This window comes from Lyngbya sp. CCY1209 (assembly GCF_035615495.1).
Classification (GTDB): Bacteria; Cyanobacteriota; Cyanobacteriia; order Cyanobacteriales; family Microcoleaceae; genus Limnospira.
In genome coordinates, this window is sequence record NZ_JAJENU010000579.1 from 1 (window position 1) to 297 (window position 297).

The window sequence follows — 297 nt, forward strand, 5'->3', positions numbered from 1 at the left end:
CTTTGAGTCGTTTCACCGGGTTGGAAGGTGAGAACATCTTGGGTTCGTTTGTAGTCTTGATTCGCTTTTGCAGTTTTGTTGACGGTGGTGTAATCCACCGATACAGTTTCGCTGCTGGGACTGTCTAAAGTGACCGCGAATTTGGCGTTTTTCCGGCCTCGGTTCCCTTCGGTAATTCGGCGATTACTGACCGAAATATTGGGTAAGGGTTCATCATCATTCCCGGAAATGTCGATTTGGGGAAGTTCCGGTGCCGACCAATCATCATCAAGAATGGTAGCCGTCCCCCGTTCGCTT

Annotated in this window: 1 protein-coding gene; it reads right to left on the reverse strand. The window is 49.5% G+C overall.

Features of this window, described 5'->3' with window-relative positions:
• On the reverse strand, positions 1–297 hold a 297-nt coding region (locus LKE08_RS20710; RefSeq protein ID WP_324706152.1), incomplete at both ends, for a Calx-beta domain-containing protein.